The 15,537-nt window shown below is 37.0% G+C and carries 11 protein-coding genes, 3 tRNA genes and 1 pseudogene; 2 read left to right on the plus strand and 13 right to left on the minus strand.

From position 1 onward, the window contains the following. The 3 genes and pseudogenes from ACFIML_RS02850 to ACFIML_RS02860 form a co-directional block, all read right to left on the minus strand. Positions 1-76 (minus strand): annotated as a pseudogene (locus ACFIML_RS02850) (elongation factor Tu); the annotation flags it as partial. A 181-nt stretch (positions 77-257) separates the two neighbouring features. Next, positions 258-331: transfer RNA gene (locus tag ACFIML_RS02855), tRNA-Gly, on the minus strand. A 31-nt stretch (positions 332-362) separates the two neighbouring features. Next, positions 363-446 (minus strand) — tRNA-Tyr (locus tag ACFIML_RS02860). A 205-nt stretch (positions 447-651) separates the two neighbouring features. Here ACFIML_RS02860 and ACFIML_RS02865 point away from each other — a divergent pair. Then, the gene (locus ACFIML_RS02865) at positions 652-1,482 is read left to right on the plus strand and encodes a TrmH family RNA methyltransferase (RefSeq protein ID WP_375614941.1); all 831 of its coding nucleotides are present in this window, start codon (positions 652-654) and stop codon (positions 1,480-1,482) included. Here ACFIML_RS02865 and ACFIML_RS02870 read toward each other — a convergent pair. The 6 genes from ACFIML_RS02870 to ACFIML_RS02895 all read right to left on the minus strand — a co-directional run bounded on the left by ACFIML_RS02870 (position 1,479) and on the right by ACFIML_RS02895 (position 7,451). Then, positions 1,479-2,210: a rhomboid family intramembrane serine protease gene (locus ACFIML_RS02870; RefSeq protein ID WP_375606234.1), complete on the minus strand. Its 732-nt coding sequence runs from the start codon at positions 2,208-2,210 to the stop codon at positions 1,479-1,481. The two genes, ACFIML_RS02865 and ACFIML_RS02870, sit on opposite strands and share 4 nt — an antisense overlap. Positions 2,211-3,082: 872 nt before the next feature. Then, positions 3,083-3,508: a DUF2155 domain-containing protein gene (locus tag ACFIML_RS02875; RefSeq protein ID WP_375607827.1), complete on the minus strand. Its 426-nt coding sequence runs from the start codon at positions 3,506-3,508 to the stop codon at positions 3,083-3,085. 91 nt (positions 3,509-3,599) lie between these two features. Beyond that, entirely contained in the window at positions 3,600-3,998 is a 399-nt protein-coding gene (locus tag ACFIML_RS02880) for an NADH:ubiquinone oxidoreductase subunit NDUFA12 (RefSeq protein ID WP_375606235.1), read from the minus strand. A gap of 181 nt (positions 3,999-4,179) precedes the next feature. After that, positions 4,180-5,679, minus strand: a complete 1,500-nt coding sequence (gatB, locus tag ACFIML_RS02885) for an Asp-tRNA(Asn)/Glu-tRNA(Gln) amidotransferase subunit GatB (protein ID WP_375614943.1) — start codon at positions 5,677-5,679, stop codon at positions 4,180-4,182. 127 nt (positions 5,680-5,806) lie between these two features. Beyond that, positions 5,807-7,234, minus strand: a complete 1,428-nt coding sequence (gene tig / locus ACFIML_RS02890) for a trigger factor (protein ID WP_375687328.1) — start codon at positions 7,232-7,234, stop codon at positions 5,807-5,809. Positions 7,235-7,368: 134 nt separating this feature from the next. Further along, positions 7,369-7,451: transfer RNA gene (locus ACFIML_RS02895), tRNA-Leu, on the minus strand. 133 nt (positions 7,452-7,584) lie between these two features. Here ACFIML_RS02895 and trmFO point away from each other — a divergent pair. Beyond that, the gene (gene trmFO, locus ACFIML_RS02900) at positions 7,585-8,997 is read left to right on the plus strand and encodes a methylenetetrahydrofolate--tRNA-(uracil(54)-C(5))-methyltransferase (FADH(2)-oxidizing) TrmFO (RefSeq protein WP_375687330.1); all 1,413 of its coding nucleotides are present in this window, start codon (positions 7,585-7,587) and stop codon (positions 8,995-8,997) included. Positions 8,998-10,180: 1,183 nt separating this feature from the next. Here the strand turns inward: trmFO and ACFIML_RS02905 are convergent. From ACFIML_RS02905 to clpP, 4 genes are all read right to left on the minus strand, one after another. Next, positions 10,181-10,459, minus strand: coding sequence for an HU family DNA-binding protein (locus ACFIML_RS02905; protein WP_273791158.1), 279 nt, complete (start codon positions 10,457-10,459; stop codon positions 10,181-10,183). A 231-nt stretch (positions 10,460-10,690) separates the two neighbouring features. Next, positions 10,691-13,117: an endopeptidase La gene (gene lon, locus ACFIML_RS02910; RefSeq protein ID WP_375606239.1), complete on the minus strand. Its 2,427-nt coding sequence runs from the start codon at positions 13,115-13,117 to the stop codon at positions 10,691-10,693. Between the two features lie 183 nt (positions 13,118-13,300). Next, positions 13,301-14,575 (minus strand): ATP-dependent Clp protease ATP-binding subunit ClpX, encoded by a 1,275-nt coding sequence (gene clpX, locus ACFIML_RS02915; protein ID WP_375606240.1) that lies wholly within the window; start codon positions 14,573-14,575, stop codon positions 13,301-13,303. A 183-nt stretch (positions 14,576-14,758) separates the two neighbouring features. Further along, positions 14,759-15,391: an ATP-dependent Clp endopeptidase proteolytic subunit ClpP gene (gene clpP, locus ACFIML_RS02920; RefSeq protein ID WP_375606241.1), complete on the minus strand. Its 633-nt coding sequence runs from the start codon at positions 15,389-15,391 to the stop codon at positions 14,759-14,761. Between the last annotated feature and the right edge of the window lie 146 nt (positions 15,392-15,537).

Below are 15,537 nucleotides of genomic sequence, written 5' to 3' on the forward strand. Positions count from 1 at the left end.
TCTTCCCATGATCAACGTGACCAATCGTACCAATATTAACATGCGGTTTTGTTCGTTCAAACTTGCTCTTCGCCATTGCTATTAATCTCTTGTTTTATTCCCTATTTTTATTAGCACCTAGGGACAGTTCTGCAAAACTTAAGTCTGACCAGACTGTAAACAGCCCAATCACCACAACTCTTAGACGGAAAACCCCACCAAATCTATAAATGGAATATCCTCCATCATACCTATTTGCCCAATCATCAACAACCATTTGGAGCGGGTAGCGGGAATCGAACCCGCATATTCAGCTTGGAAGGCTGCTGCTCTACCATTGAGCTATACCCGCATGACCCACGTACTAACTCTCCTTCGATGAATGGTGGAGGGGGTTGGATTCGAACCAACGTAGCATACGCAACGGATTTACAGTCCGCCCCCTTTAACCACTCGGGCACCCCTCCATTACACCGATAAAGTCGCGCAATGAGACATCACGACAACCATCTTGAATACCCATTCAATTCAATCTGATTGCGAAGTGGTTATGACGATTACTATTGTATCTGTCAACAGAATAAATACAATTCTGTACAAATTTCCTGCTCATAATTTTAAATCATAGATTTTTTCTCTCTATTTTTCTTATTAACACGTTATAAAGAAGCTATGAAAGAAAAAACATCACAAAATTCTCATTATGCTCGTTTGCGTCGCCGATATCGCGATACAAAAGGCTCTCCTTCTCGATCTTTTACACACCCAAAGAAGAAAGCTGCTTCTTTACAGCAAGAGATCATCCATCTTTATGGCATTCATTCTGTTCAGGCTGCTTTAGAAAACCCAAAAAGAATTTTAAAATGTCTTTACGTTACACAAAATGCCTTAAAACGATTAAATATATCCGAATCAGATTATCCTTGCTCTGTTACATTATGCACACCCAAATATCTTGATTCGCTTGTTGGAAGTGAAGCAGTTCATCAAGGTGTTGTGTTGGAAACTCTCCCCCTCAAACCATGCAAACTGTCGGAACTAACCAATACTGATCTGGTCATTGTCATGGATCAAATTACCGATCCACATAATGTTGGCGCTATTATGCGCTCTGCAGTCGCATTGAAAGCTAAAGCACTTATTACAACTTGCCGTCACTCTCCCCACGAAAGCGGTGTTCTTGCGAAAGCAGCATCTGGAGCTCTGGAAATGATTCATTATATTACCGTACGAAACCTTGCTGAAGCTCTTCAAGAACTCCATCAAACAGGTTTCACAAGCTTTGGTCTCGATTCAGAAGGTGAACAACCTCTAGAAACAGCATTAAAAGGAAATAAAATTGCTCTTGTTTTAGGAGCAGAAGGTAAAGGCTTGCGTAAAAAAACACGCGAAACCGTTTGCGCTTTAACACGCCTTGATATGCCTGGACATATTAAATCATTAAATGTTTCAAATGCAGCAACAATAGCTCTTTATGTGGCACATCAATATCTTAGATTCTAGTTTTTAATTTTTTGTGAAACATCAAAAAAACCAACCAACAAAAAACCCGCAAGAAATCCGCCAATATGAGCTTCCCATGCTATTGAGATGCCATTTTCTTCAAACAAAATAGAAGAAATACCTATGATAAAATCAGTCGTCAGCCATACACTCATATAAACAAGAACTCCCTTAGAACACAGAGCTTTTTTGACAGACAATAAAGGTCCCAAAAGTTTTTCGTTCTGCGCATTGACAGCTAGATTACCACTAGGAAAACCGTAACGTGCAATAGCACCCATCATTCCAGATACGGCACCTGACGCCCCAATAAGTGATATGGTACTTTCTTGATGAAATGTAAAATAAGTCAAAACAGAAATAACTGCCGTTAACACCCAAAAAATTAAAAAACGTAAAACACCAAAATGCCTTGCTAAAGGAGAGCCGAAAACCAAAAGCCAAACCATATTAAGAGCAACATGTTTAAAACTACTATGCATAAATGAATAACTTACCATGGTATAACAAAATGCTACAGGATGCCTCTTAAACAATGCTGGTATAAATGAAAAAAACTCAAGGCTTTCAACATAAACATGATGAGAAAAAAAATACTGAGAAATGCAATAAAGACAAAAACAAAATGCTATCAAAACAACTATAATAAATGGAACATTCAATAAGGGTTCTTTAGGTTGTTTCGGCAATCGGGAAACATCATTATGTTGGTGACTAGAAACTTTCATTGTATAAAATCTCGTATTTTTTAGAAAATGGGTTATTCTTTATACAAAATAAATATACCATTCCCAGTGATGCAGAATCTTCTCAACGCCTCCGAAGCCCCTTTTTAAATTTTCAATAGCTCTACATGAAAACACGTGTATTTTATACAAAAGATTTTAAAAAGTATGGATATCAAGAATATGATTTACAAACTTAGTGGTATCCTGCTTACTTAAATGTGAAATTACCATGCAATATACAAGAACTTACGAATAGACAAACTCACTTATGAGGTGGTGTATAATAAAAATATATAAACATTCTTTTCTTACTAGAAATATATTGATTATTGCATTTCTTAAACAAGCTATACCTCGATTGATAAACTTTAAAGAATCTTAAATCTCAATTTTTCCATTAATATGGCCTGCATTGCTTCTACGCTTTGAACGAAAAACGACATCTCTATGAGAAAAAATACCAATACAGCGTTCTCTAGATATAATAATTGGTGTTTCATGATGAATTACTTACTTGATAGTCTGTTTCCCTCATACATGCAAAAGCGTCAGTTCATCTCTTTAACAAATATAAACAAGCCTTTCATTTCAACCTTTAACAGATATAATTCAAGAACTATCTCTTATGAAACACTGAAAAAACATGTTGATTCTAATGATGCATCTTTGAATTTAAACAGTTCATGACGGAATTTTTTATTCCTTTCTCAGACAGTCTTATTGACACATCCGCCACTTGTAACGCGCAAGAGAATAGTTTGGATTATTTAATATAAAAAATTAAATGAGGTAATCATAGGAATTTGCTATTAAGTTGTAAAATGATAAAGGACTATTATAAATCAATGTATTATAAATAGATAACACACTAATTATTGAAGAGAACGATCTTGAGAACTCTGCTTGCAATCCTTTAACCACACATCATAAATAGGATGCTCAACAGCGTTCAAACCAGGACTATCTGCAAACATCCATCCTGTAAAAATACGCCGTATTTTTTTATCTAATGTTACTTCATTGACTTCAACAAAACCAGTTGTACGCGTGGGTTCATCTTTAGAACTCGTATAACATGCACGTGGTGTTACCTGTAATGCGCCGTACTGATAAATTTTACCAAGAGTAACTTCAAAACGTGTGGTCCGTCCCGTGATTTTGTCAAGACCTGCAAAAACAGCAATTCCATTGCTAATACGCTCAGCCCGCACTCCATTATTTAAGGATAAAAACACTAAAATTCCCATAAAAAAAATATATATAAAATGCTTCACCCCTAACAATAAAAAAAATCTCATCATATCAAAATCAATCGCACCTTAAAAAATAATTCTTTTCATAACATAGAGTCAAATAAGACAAAAATACACACGTACATTAAAAAACATGTTATTTTTTAGGTGACCAAGCATCATAATCTTCATGCACACAAGAATGCTCTCCATTGAAAGTGATAGCCCCCTTTGGTCGATAGCCCTCACTTGTTCCTGTCATATTTGCAACATGAGGCTTTTCCCATTCATAAGGATGATAATCCTCTTGTGTTGGTGGACACTCACAGCGATGATGAATCCAGCCGTGCCAACCTGGTGGAATAGTAGAGGCCTCAGAATAGTCTTTATAGATAACCCAACGATGCGGATAACCATCCTTATGAAGTCCTCCTTCATAATATATATTTCCAAACTGATCTTCCCCTATCCGCTTACCTTTGCGCCATGTGAAAAAACGCGTACCAATGGTATTGCCATTCCACCATGTGAAGATTTGCTTTAAAAAACGAGCCATCTGCTATTCCATTCATTTAGTGCGCTCATGAAATTAATCGTTTGAATAAAATTATTAACGATTGAAATTATCGAAAAAGTTACTAGTAAATTCAACTACAATTCCAATTGATAGGTTAACGTGCTATCCTTTAATTTCAAGAAGATATCATATGTATGGCTTCTTCTCCACCCCATAAAATTTAATCTATGCCAAGTTTCATCTTAACCAATTCATTAACAGCTTGGGGATTTGCCTTACCACCTGTTGCTTTCATTACCTGTCCAACAAACCAACTAGCTAAAGCAGGTTTGTGCTTTGCTTGCGCAACTTTATCAGAATTATTGGCAACGATCTCATCAACAGCTCTTTCAATAGCCATTGTATCCGTTACCTGCTTCATATTTCGCTCTTCTACAATTTGGCGTGCATCTCCCCCCTCATTCCAAATAATCTCAAAAAGATCTTTGGCAATTTTTCCAGAAATAACTCCTTCTTTTATAAGATCAATAATGCTTCCTAATTGATTTGGCGATACTGGTGACTCTTCAATCTCACGATTATTTTTATTTAAAGCCCCTAAAAGGTCGTTAATCACCCAATTGGCAACTATTTTTCCATCACGCCCACGCGCTACTTCTTCAAAATAATCAGCAATAGCCTTTTCTGTCACAAGAATGGAAGCATCATACACTGTCAATCCCATTTCCTTAACAAAACGTGCTTTTATAGCGTCAGGTAACTCTGGTAAGTCTGCTGCCAAAGCATCTACAAATGCTTGATCAAATTCTAATGGTAAAAGATCAGGATCAGGAAAATAACGATAGTCATGCGCTTCTTCCTTTGAGCGCATAGAGCGCGTTTCACCTTTAGCGGCATCAAAAAGCCGAGTCTCTTGATCTATGACGCCTCCATCTTCTAAAATTGCGATCTGACGACGCGCTTCATACTCAATTGCTTGGCCAATAAAGCGAATAGAATTAACATTTTTGATTTCACAACGCGTTCCAAACTTTTCACCAGGACGACGAACGGATACATTGACATCCGCACGCATAGAACCTTCATCCATATTACCATCGCAGGTGCCCAAATAACGAACAATTGTACGCAATTTTGTCATATAGGCTTTGGCTTCATCTGATGAGCGCATATCAGGCTTGGAAACAATTTCCATAAGAGCAACACCAGAACGATTAAGATCCACAAAAGACATCGTTGGATGTTGGTCGTGCATCGATTTTCCAGCATCCTGTTCAAGATGCAACCTCTCAATTCCCACTTCTATATCCTCAAATTGGCCATTCGAATCTGGACCAACAGATATGATAATCTTCCCCTCTCCTACAATGGGATAGTGAAACTGAGAAATCTGATATCCCTGCGGTAAATCTGGATAAAAATAATTTTTGCGATCAAAAACAGATTTTAAATTAATACGTGCCTTTAATCCTAACCCCGTTCGAATCGCTTGACGAACACACTCTTGATTAAGAACAGGCAACATACCTGGCATAGCTGCATCAATAAGGGATACATGATTGTTTGGCTCTGCTCCAAATTTGGTGGATGCTCCTGAAAAAAGTTTCGAATTTGATATGATTTGCGCATGAACCTCCATGCCAATTATGACTTCCCAATCACCTGTAACTCCAGAAATAAAACGCTTAGAATCAGGAATACGCGTATCAATGATGCTCATTGCCAATCCATTACCAATATTTAAAATTCACTCATGGCTTATCTAAAACCATTCTCAGTGCAATCCTAGGATATAAATCTTACAACACAAGCCCGATTTTATCGGGCTTGTGTTGTTTGCATAAATATTAAGCTTTTTTAGGAGCCTTTTTCTTAGCTGATGTTTTCTCTGCGGACTTTTCCTTCACTGCAGATTTTTTCTTTGCTGGCTTTTTTTCAATAACATCTGATTCGTCATATTCTTTCATCAACTCTTCAACCGTCACTTCTTTATCTATGACTTTTATCTGTGCCAATAAATGATCAATGACCTTTTCTTCAAAAATCGGAGCACGCAGATTTTCAACAGCTTCTGGCGTCTTACGGAAAAAATCCATAATTTCTTTCTCTTGTCCAGGATACTGGCGAACCTGATCAAAAACAGCTGCCTTTAGCTCATCCTCACTAACTTTAACACCAACCTTTACTCCAATTTCAGAAAGCACTAAACCAAGTCGAACACGACGCTGTGCAAGGACACGATATTCCTCCCTTGCCTTTTCTTCTGTAATACCTTCATCTTCAAAACTGCGCCCAGCCTTTTTCAAATCATCATTAACCTGAGCCCATATATTGCTAAACTCAATTTCTAAAAGCTCTTCAGGAATCTCAAAATTATAATCAGCATCTAAAGCATCAAGAATTTGACGCTTAATTTTTTGACGTGTCATTGAACCATATTGGCTTTCAATCTGTTCACGAATGACCTCACGTAAACGATCTAGAGATTCTAAACCAACTTTTTGCGCTGCTTCATCATCAACTTTTAATTCATCTGGTTTAAAAACAGCTTTAACAGTAATATCAAACTCTGCTTCTCTTCCCGCCAAATGTGCCGCACTGTAATTATCAGGAAATTTAACAGAAATCGTTTTTGCATCCCCAGCCTTCACACCGACCAATTGCTCTTCAAAGCCAGGAATAAATTGTTTTGACCCAAGAATCAGTTGTGAATCACTATCTGTCCCACCTTCAAATGGAACGCCTTCAAGCTTACCTTGATAATCTATGGTAATACGATCACCTTCTTCAGAAGCCCCCTCTTTTAGGGAATAATTACGTGTAGAAGAAAGGACGCGTTTGACTTGATCATCAATCTCCTGTTCAGGGATAGTTGCAATTTCACGGATAACTTCAATATGTTTAAAATCTTTAATGTCAATTTTTGGTAAAACTTCATACTTTAAACTAAAAGTAAAATCAGCCTTGCCATCTAGAATTTTTTCATCTTCATCTATGTCAATTTTTGGCTGCATCGCTGCACGTTCATTACGGTCCGCTAAAATAGAACGAGGCGCCTCACTGAGTATCTCATTGAGAATCTCCGCCATAAAGGATTTACCATACATTTTTCGCAAATGCCCACTAGGCACTTTACCCGGACGAAAACCATTAAGCTTGATTTTTCCCTTGGTATCATCCAACCGTTCATTCAACTTTTCTTCTAAATCTTTCGCTGGAACCACGATCTTAATTTCGCGCTTCAGTCCTTCATTAAGCGTCTCGGTAACCTGCATTAAACACCTTCATTTTTCTAAGGAGAGGGATATGCCCACTCTAATAATCATTACATTCTAACACTTCGAGTGTTACATTACCATGAAGCGGAATTCCAGACACGTAGAAATCCGTAGCACTTAAGGGATTGCTTTGGTGCGGATGGAGGGACTCGAACCCCCACGGTCTCCCGCCAGAACCTAAATCTGGTGCGTCTACCAATTTCGCCACATCCGCCAAACTGACAAGCTAATAACCTTATACAAGCGGCGTCTCTATACCATTAATTACAGAAAAAAAGCAAACAAATATATTAAAAAAAACAAAATCTACGCTTTTCATACACGGTTGCTTACGCTAAAAGTCGATTATGTTAAAAACATTTGATACTCCAATCCATATCATAGGTGGCGGCCTTGCAGGGTGTGAAGCAAGCTGGCAAATCGCTCAGTCAGGAATTTCTGTTATTTTGCATGAAATGCGACCCCTAAAAAAATCAGATGCCCATAAAACCGATCATTTAGCAGAACTAGTTTGTTCAAATTCATTTCGTTGCGATGATTCATCAACAAATGCCGTAGGACTTCTCCATGCTGAAATGCGATTAGCGAAATCATTAATTATGAAAGCTGCTGATACCAATAAAGTCCCTGCAGGGAGTGCTCTTGCCGTTGACCGTGATGGATTTTCAAAAACCGTCACAACAGCACTAGAAAACCACCCTCTTATAACAATCAAACGTGAAGAAGTTCAAAAAATTCCTAAAGCTTGGAAACATGTTATCATCGCAACAGGTCCCCTTACCTCATCTGCACTTGCTCAAGAATTACAAGCAATCACCGGAACAGAATCGCTCTCTTTTTTTGATGCTATTGCACCTATTATCCATACCGATAGTATTGATATGAATATTTGTTGGTATCAATCTCGCTATGATAAAATTGGTCCTGAAGGAACAGGAAAAGATTACCTTAATTGTCCCTTAAATAAAGAACAGTATGAAACATTCGTTCAAGCGTTAAAAAATGCCGACAAAACAGAGTTTCGTGACTTTGAAAAAACACCCTATTTTGATGGATGCCTACCCATTGAAATTATGGCTGAACGCGGACTTGAAACTTTAAGACATGGACCTATGAAACCTATGGGCTTAACCAATGCCCATAACCCTACAGTTAAACCTTATGCTGTTGTTCAATTACGCCAAGATAATAAACTTGGAACGCTTTATAATATGGTCGGCTTTCAAACAAAACTGAAATATGGTGAACAAATTCGCATTTTTAGAACGATTCCCGGTCTTGAAAAAGCAGAGTTTGCGCGTCTTGGTGGTCTTCACCGCAATACCTACCTCAACTCGCCAATCATTCTTGATCAAACCCTTCGTTTAAAACAAAAAAAACGACTACGCTTTGCAGGGCAAATTACCGGATGTGAAGGTTATGTAGAATCAGCGGCAATAGGGCTTCTTGCTGGACGTTTTGCTGCTGCCGAATATCATCATAACTGTCCTTGCCTACCCCCACAAACTACAGCATTCGGAGCCCTATTGAATCATATTACAGGGGGACACATCATAGATGAAAAAGTAGAAACACAATCTTTTCAGCCAATGAATATCAATTTCGGACTCTTTCCCCCTATTGCTTCTATTAAACATTCAGGAAAACGCTTGCCAAGTAAAGAAAAAAAATTAGTAAAAAAACAAGCCATAACAGCGAGAGCTCTCAATGATTGTACTCAATGGTTAGCAGATAAAGAATCAAAGAGCTTCTGTTTATAAAAAACATACGATTCGCCTCTCACCTACTGAATAGATCTTTATGACTCTCGTGAAAAAATCATTCTAAAGCCTTTTAAAGACTGTCTCCCCCAATCAATAAATACTACCCTACGTTTCATCATTTATTCAATTTTGCAGGTGCTGTAAAATAACTTTTTGCTATAAAAAAACTTTACTGCTATCAACAATTTAATATGATTTAATGACTAAAAACAAAATAATCATATAAATATATTATGAATAATCAAAAAAATAAATAGATGGAAAATACACAATTAATACTCTATTATCTTTACTAATAGTTTTTATATTATGTAATGTATATTATTTGATAACAGAAGTTTTCTGTTTTGTAACTTCCTCCCTCAAAATTTGTGATATTCTCTCATTTTAACTCCTGTATGATGAAGAAAAAACGCTCGCCTGCATATCACAAGTAAAATAAAGACAGGAAGAAAAAATATTTTAAGACAGAGCCCAATCTCTCTTTCATTTCAAGCACCAAGAAAAATCACAATATTAAAAACGAAAAAGAATGATGATGCTACTTTATCAATTTACAATGAATTGATTTATAATAATAATTTGTATCTTTCTATATTGCATGAAAAACCTGAATATCGTAAAATTCTTTTATTTCAAACTCATCTTATAGTAAAACAATGAAAATCATCCGCTTGGTGCTTCACAAGCGAAGTTAGTGTGTAAATAAAGAACTATGAAAAAATGAATAAAACTACTCCTTGTGAATCCATCTCAAATACTGAAAGCTCGTCACAATAGTATAGGAACTGAAAATAGCATGACGACACCAACCTTACTCTTTTATTAAGCGTAAAAATGGTGCTATATAATAGTTTTTATACACTTCATAGAGCTTTGTGTCTTACTCTATTTACAGGTCTTTATTTTTAAATAAAGACCAAGCACTTTAAGGTATAATAAAAGCTCCCATCACATTTTATAAACGATACAGTACTCTATTCCATTAAAAATGGCTAAAAACAATCCACTCCAAATCTACGGTATTTTACGCAATATTTAAAATCATTTAAAAATACCAAAATATATAAATAAGAAAAATGCCGCAAAGATTCAGAATTTTTATATGAAAAGCGAGCATAACACATGTGTTAAAAAAACCCGCTTATAAATAAATCGGGTTTTTTTAATGTAGCCTAAATTATTTTTTATTAACTGCTTCTTTAAGGCTTTTTCCTGCAGAAAACTTGGGTACAGAACGTGCTGGAATATCGATTTCAGCACCCGTTGAAGGATTACGCCCCTTTGTTGCCGCACGATGAGAAACTTCAAAAGTGCCAAAACCTGGAAGACGAACATCTCCCCCTGAAGCTAAAGCTTCTGTTACAGAAGCCATAAAAGCATCCACAACAGCACCAGCTTGCGCTTTCGAAACACCTGCCTTTTCAGCAACGGAGCTAACCAATTCACTTTTATTCATAAAATATTTCCTTTCCCTATATTACCTGACAACATGACTTAATCATGTTATTGCTCAGTTTATTGAAAAGTACAGCAAACAGAAGTCTTATTTTTATCCAAAACATTGTTTTTTTAGCAATAATCATAGTTATTCACGGAATTTTTCACTTTTTCCAACAAAAAACAGAATAATAACCTCAAAAACACCTTCTACCACCTAAAAAATGCCATTATAAATGAGATAAGTGAATCAGTGTGCAATCTGTATTCCTTCACTATCGCTGCCCTCTGATCTGATGGGGACAGCCACTGCAGAAGGCTCCTTCCATTCAATAGTATCAGGAAAATGAACCAAAGCGTGTTTCAAAACTTCACTCACATGACTTACCGGAATAATTTCCATGTTATTTTTGACATCATCAGGAATGTCAACCAAATCTTTTGCGTTTTCTTCAGGAATAAGGACTTTTTTTATCCCTCCTCGAAGAGCTGCTAAGAGTTTTTCTTTTAATCCACCAATTGGTAAAACACGTCCACGTAAAGTAATTTCACCAGTCATTGCAATATCTTTATGCACCGCTATCCCTGTAAGTACAGAAACAATTGCTGTCACCATTGCAATCCCAGCAGATGGGCCATCTTTGGGTGTCGCCCCCTCTGGAACATGAACATGGATATCGCGTTTTTCAAAAAGTGGAGGTTCAATACCAAAATCAACAGCACGAGAACGTACATAAGATGCTGCTGCTGAAATGGACTCTTTCATAATGTCACGTAAATTTCCAGTTACAGTCATCTTGCCTTTTCCAGGCATCATGACCCCTTCAATGGTCAATAACTCTCCACCAACTTCTGTCCACGCAAGGCCTGTCACAACACCAATTTGATTTTCTCCTTCAATCTGATTATAGTGGTAACGTTTAACACCCAAAAAATCATTGATATTATTTTCTGTAACTTTTACAGATTTTTGATTTGTTTTGAGAATTTTTGTAACAGATTTACGGGCAACTTTCATGAGTTCACGCTCAAGGTTACGAACTCCTGCTTCACGTGTGTAAAACTGAATAATCGACCTGAGCGCTCCATCAGAAATGCTGAGTTCTTTTTTAGACAAACAGTGATCTTTTAGTGCCTTTGGTAAAAGATGCTGTTTAACAATTTCCATTTTCTCACATTCAGTATAACCCGCAATACGAATAATTTCCATTCGATCCATTAATGGACCTGGAATATTAAGCGTATTTGCCGTCGTGATAAACATGACATCAGAAAGATCATATTCAACTTCCAAATAATGATCAATGAATGTACCATTTTGTTCAGGATCAAGAACCTCTAATAAAGCGGATGAAGGATCGCCACGAAAATCTTGGCCCATCTTATCAATTTCATCAAGCAAGAAAAGTGGATTAGATTTTTTTGCTTTTTTCATAGACTGGATAATTTTTCCAGGCATCGATCCAATATATGTTCGGCGATGTCCACGAATTTCTGCTTCATCTCGGACACCTCCCAATGAGATACGAACATACTCACGTCCCGTTGCCTTTGCAATAGAGCGCGCTAATGATGTTTTCCCCACACCAGGAGGACCTAACAAACAAATAATGGGACCTTTTATCTTTGATGCGCGACTTTGTACAGCCAAATACTCAATAATTCGCTCTTTAACTTTTTCAAGACCGAAATGTTCATTATTCATGACCTTTTCAGCAAAATCTAAATTGTTTTTAATCTTAGATTTTTTACCCCAAGGCATTGCTAATAACCAATCAAGATAATTACGTACAACTGTCGCTTCTGCAGACATAGGAGACATATTCCGTAATTTTCTCAATTCTGCTCCAGCTTTTTCCTGTGCTTCCTTGGATAGTTTTGTATTCTTGATACGTTCTTCTAATTCAGAGAGTTCATCTCGGCTATCATCACCTGCTCCTAACTCTTTTTGAATAGCCTTCATCTGCTCATTGAGATAATATTCTCGTTGGTTTTTTTCCATTTGCCGTTTAACATGCGAACGAATACGTTTTTCAACCTGCAAAACAGAAATTTCTCCTTCCATGAAGGACAAAACACGTTCAAGACGGGCCCGCACAGGTAAGAGCTCTAATATCTCCTGTTTTTCTGCAAGTTTAATCATCAAATGAGAAGCAATCGTATCGGCAAGCTTAGAAGGATTATCAAGCTGGCCAATCGCATTCACAACTTCAGGAGAGATTTTTTTATTAAGCTTTACATAGTTTTCAAAATAAGCAATCACTGACCTTGAAAGAGCTTCAATCTCAACATCACTCTCTCTAGGTTCTTCTGTAACAGTCGCAAAAGCCTGATGATAACCTTCACTTAAAGCAAATTGACTAATTTTTGCACGTGCAGTTCCTTCAACCAAAACCTTTACAGTACCATCAGGAAGCTTTAAAAGTTGAAGAATATTAGCAAATGTACCAATATGATAAATATCCTCTGATTTTGGATCGTCATCAGAAGCATTTTTTTGTGTCACCAAGAGTATTTGCTTATCAACCGCCATCGTTTCTTCAAGAGCACGAATTGATTTTTCGCGACCCACAAAAAGTGGAACAATCATATGGGGGAAGACAACAATATCACGAAGAGGTAAAACAGCATAAACCCCATCTCTTACTTCATCTGTCTTTTCATCAATATATTGCATAACTCTCCTTTCTGGAGCCTATGAGCTATCTACAACAATTAGCCCACCTGTAGAAAATCTCAGCTCTTCACTGTACATGAAGTGGTAATTACTCATACATAAATCAAGCATTATAATGATATTATTAGAAATACCTATCAAATACCGTTCATTACCACCTTTTATATTGCGCATCGCACAATGTCATGCTGATACATTTTCTTTATCTTCTGCACGTTCTGAGTAAATATAAAGAGGACGCGCTTTCCCATCAACGACATCACTCGAAATAACCACTTTTTGAACGCCTTCAAGAGCCGGTAGCTCAAACATCGTCTCAAGAAGGATCTTCTCCATAATAGAACGTAAACCACGAGCACCAGTTTTACGTTCAATTGCTTTCTTTGCAATAACACGTAAAGCATCTTCATGAAATGCTAACTCAACATTCTCCATTTCAAAAAGACGCTGATATTGCTTTACTAACGCATTTTTAGGTTGGGATAAAATTTGCATGAGGGCGTTAACATCTAAATCCTCTAAGGTGGCGACTATAGGAAGCCGCCCAATAAACTCTGGTATTAAACCAAATTTTATAAGATCTTCAGGCTCTAAATCACGAAAAATTTCACCGACACAACGCTCATCCGGAGCCTTAACAGTCGCAGAAAAACCAATAGAAGTTTTTTCACCACGCCCTGAAATAATCCGTTCTAAACCTGCAAAAGCTCCCCCACAAATGAATAAGATGTTTGTGGTATCAACCTGAAGAAACTCTTGTTGCGGATGTTTACGTCCACCTTGTGGAGGAACAGAAGCAATCGTTCCTTCCATAATCTTTAATAACGCTTGCTGAACTCCTTCTCCCGAAACATCTCTTGTAATAGAAGGATTATCTGCTTTACGAGAAATCTTATCAACCTCATCAATATAAACAATACCACGCTGCGCACGTTCAACATTATAATCTGCTGCTTGAAGAAGCTTCAAAATAATATTTTCAACATCTTCTCCCACATAACCCGCTTCAGTCAAAGTGGTCGCATCCGCCATCGTAAAAGGCACATCAATAATACGTGCTAATGTTTGTGCAAGATAAGTTTTACCACAACCCGTTGGACCAACAAGAAGAATATTTGATTTAGTTAACTCAATATCATTGCTTTTAGACTGATGCGCCAACCGTTTATAATGATTATGAACAGCAACAGAAAGAACACGCTTTGCATGCTGCTGACCAATAACATAATCATCAAGAACTGTTATAATTTCCTGTGGCGTAGGAACACCATCACGCACCTTAACCCCAGAAGACTTATTTTCTTCCCGAATAATATCCATGCAAAGCTCTACACATTCATCACAGATAAATACAGTAGGCCCCGCAATGAGCTTACGCACCTCATGCTGACTCTTGCCGCAGAACGAGCAATAGAGAGTATTTTTTGATTCGTTCCCGCTATTGCTAATTTTGCTCATTTTTCTTTCCTTTCACCACGATATATGAACACTTCGCCTTTTCAAAGGAAGCTTTTCATCATGAAAACTAAAAGACATATAGAAAACCATGCATGTCTCAATATTTTTAGGTGTTTCTCTAAACTTTGCGATATTTTTATAAAACTCTTTATTTTAAAGTAGCTATTTTTTCTATAAAAATTCTTAATCTTTTTCTTCTTTTTCAGTTTCTGCACGATATTGTATAACATCATCAACTAAGCCAAACGCTTTAGCTTCTTCTGCTGTCATAAAATGATCGCGATCGAGAGTTTTTTCAATGACCTCATAATCTTGACCTGTATGTTGAACATAAATTTCATTTAAGCGCCGTTTCATCTTTATAATATCTTGTGCATGTCGCTCAATATCTGAAGCCTGGCCTTGAAAACCACCAGATGGCTGATGCACCATAATACGCGCATTTGGCAATGTAAAACGATGCCCCTTTGCTCCAGCTGTTAACAATAAAGACCCCATAGATGCCGCCTGCCCCATGCACAGCGTAGAAACAGGAGGACGAATAAACTGCATAGTATCATAAATAGCCATACCAGATGTCACAACACCACCTGGAGAATTAATATAAAGACTAATTTCTTTTTTAGGATTTTCCGCTTCCAAGAAAAGCAATTGTGCACAAACAAGCATTGCCATACCATCTTCAACAGGACCATTAATAAAAATAATCCGCTCCTTTAAAAGACGGGAAAAAATATCATAGGCCCGTTCACCACGATTGGTTTGTTCAATAACCATAGGAACAAGGCTTAATGTCGTTTTCATTAGATCACTCATATTTTTACTTTCCGTTCATATAACAATCGCTCTTTACACATTCAATGTTTTTATCCATTTGTTAACATTACTCTCTTGTGCAAGCTACAATCAAAAGCCGTTTAGGATAGATTAAAATCCCAATTATTAAAATAGCAATAATAACT

Source organism: Bartonella sp. AC62GZZY, from assembly GCF_042196525.1.
Taxonomy (GTDB): domain Bacteria; phylum Pseudomonadota; class Alphaproteobacteria; order Rhizobiales; family Rhizobiaceae; genus Bartonella.

Coding starts and splice junctions, on each gene's coding strand:
- ACFIML_RS02875 (WP_375607827.1), bottom strand. CDS start 3,508: ATGAGATTTTTTTTATTGTTAGGGGTGAAGCATTTTATATATATTTTT.
- ACFIML_RS02880 (WP_375606235.1), bottom strand. CDS start 3,998: ATGGCTCGTTTTTTAAAGCAAATCTTCACATGGTGGAATGGCAATACC.
- trmFO (WP_375687330.1), top strand. CDS start 7,585: ATGTTAAAAACATTTGATACTCCAATCCATATCATAGGTGGCGGCCTT.
- tig (WP_375687328.1), bottom strand. CDS start 7,234: ATGCAGGTTACCGAGACGCTTAATGAAGGACTGAAGCGCGAAATTAAG.
- clpX (WP_375606240.1), bottom strand. CDS start 14,575: ATGAGCAAAATTAGCAATAGCGGGAACGAATCAAAAAATACTCTCTAT.
- ACFIML_RS02905 (WP_273791158.1), bottom strand. CDS start 10,459: ATGAATAAAAGTGAATTGGTTAGCTCCGTTGCTGAAAAGGCAGGTGTT.
- lon (WP_375606239.1), bottom strand. CDS start 13,117: ATGCAATATATTGATGAAAAGACAGATGAAGTAAGAGATGGGGTTTAT.
- ACFIML_RS02865 (WP_375614941.1), top strand. CDS start 652: ATGAAAGAAAAAACATCACAAAATTCTCATTATGCTCGTTTGCGTCGC.
- clpP (WP_375606241.1), bottom strand. CDS start 15,391: ATGAGTGATCTAATGAAAACGACATTAAGCCTTGTTCCTATGGTTATT.
- gatB (WP_375614943.1), bottom strand. CDS start 5,679: ATGAGCATCATTGATACGCGTATTCCTGATTCTAAGCGTTTTATTTCT.
- ACFIML_RS02870 (WP_375606234.1), bottom strand. CDS start 2,210: ATGAAAGTTTCTAGTCACCAACATAATGATGTTTCCCGATTGCCGAAA.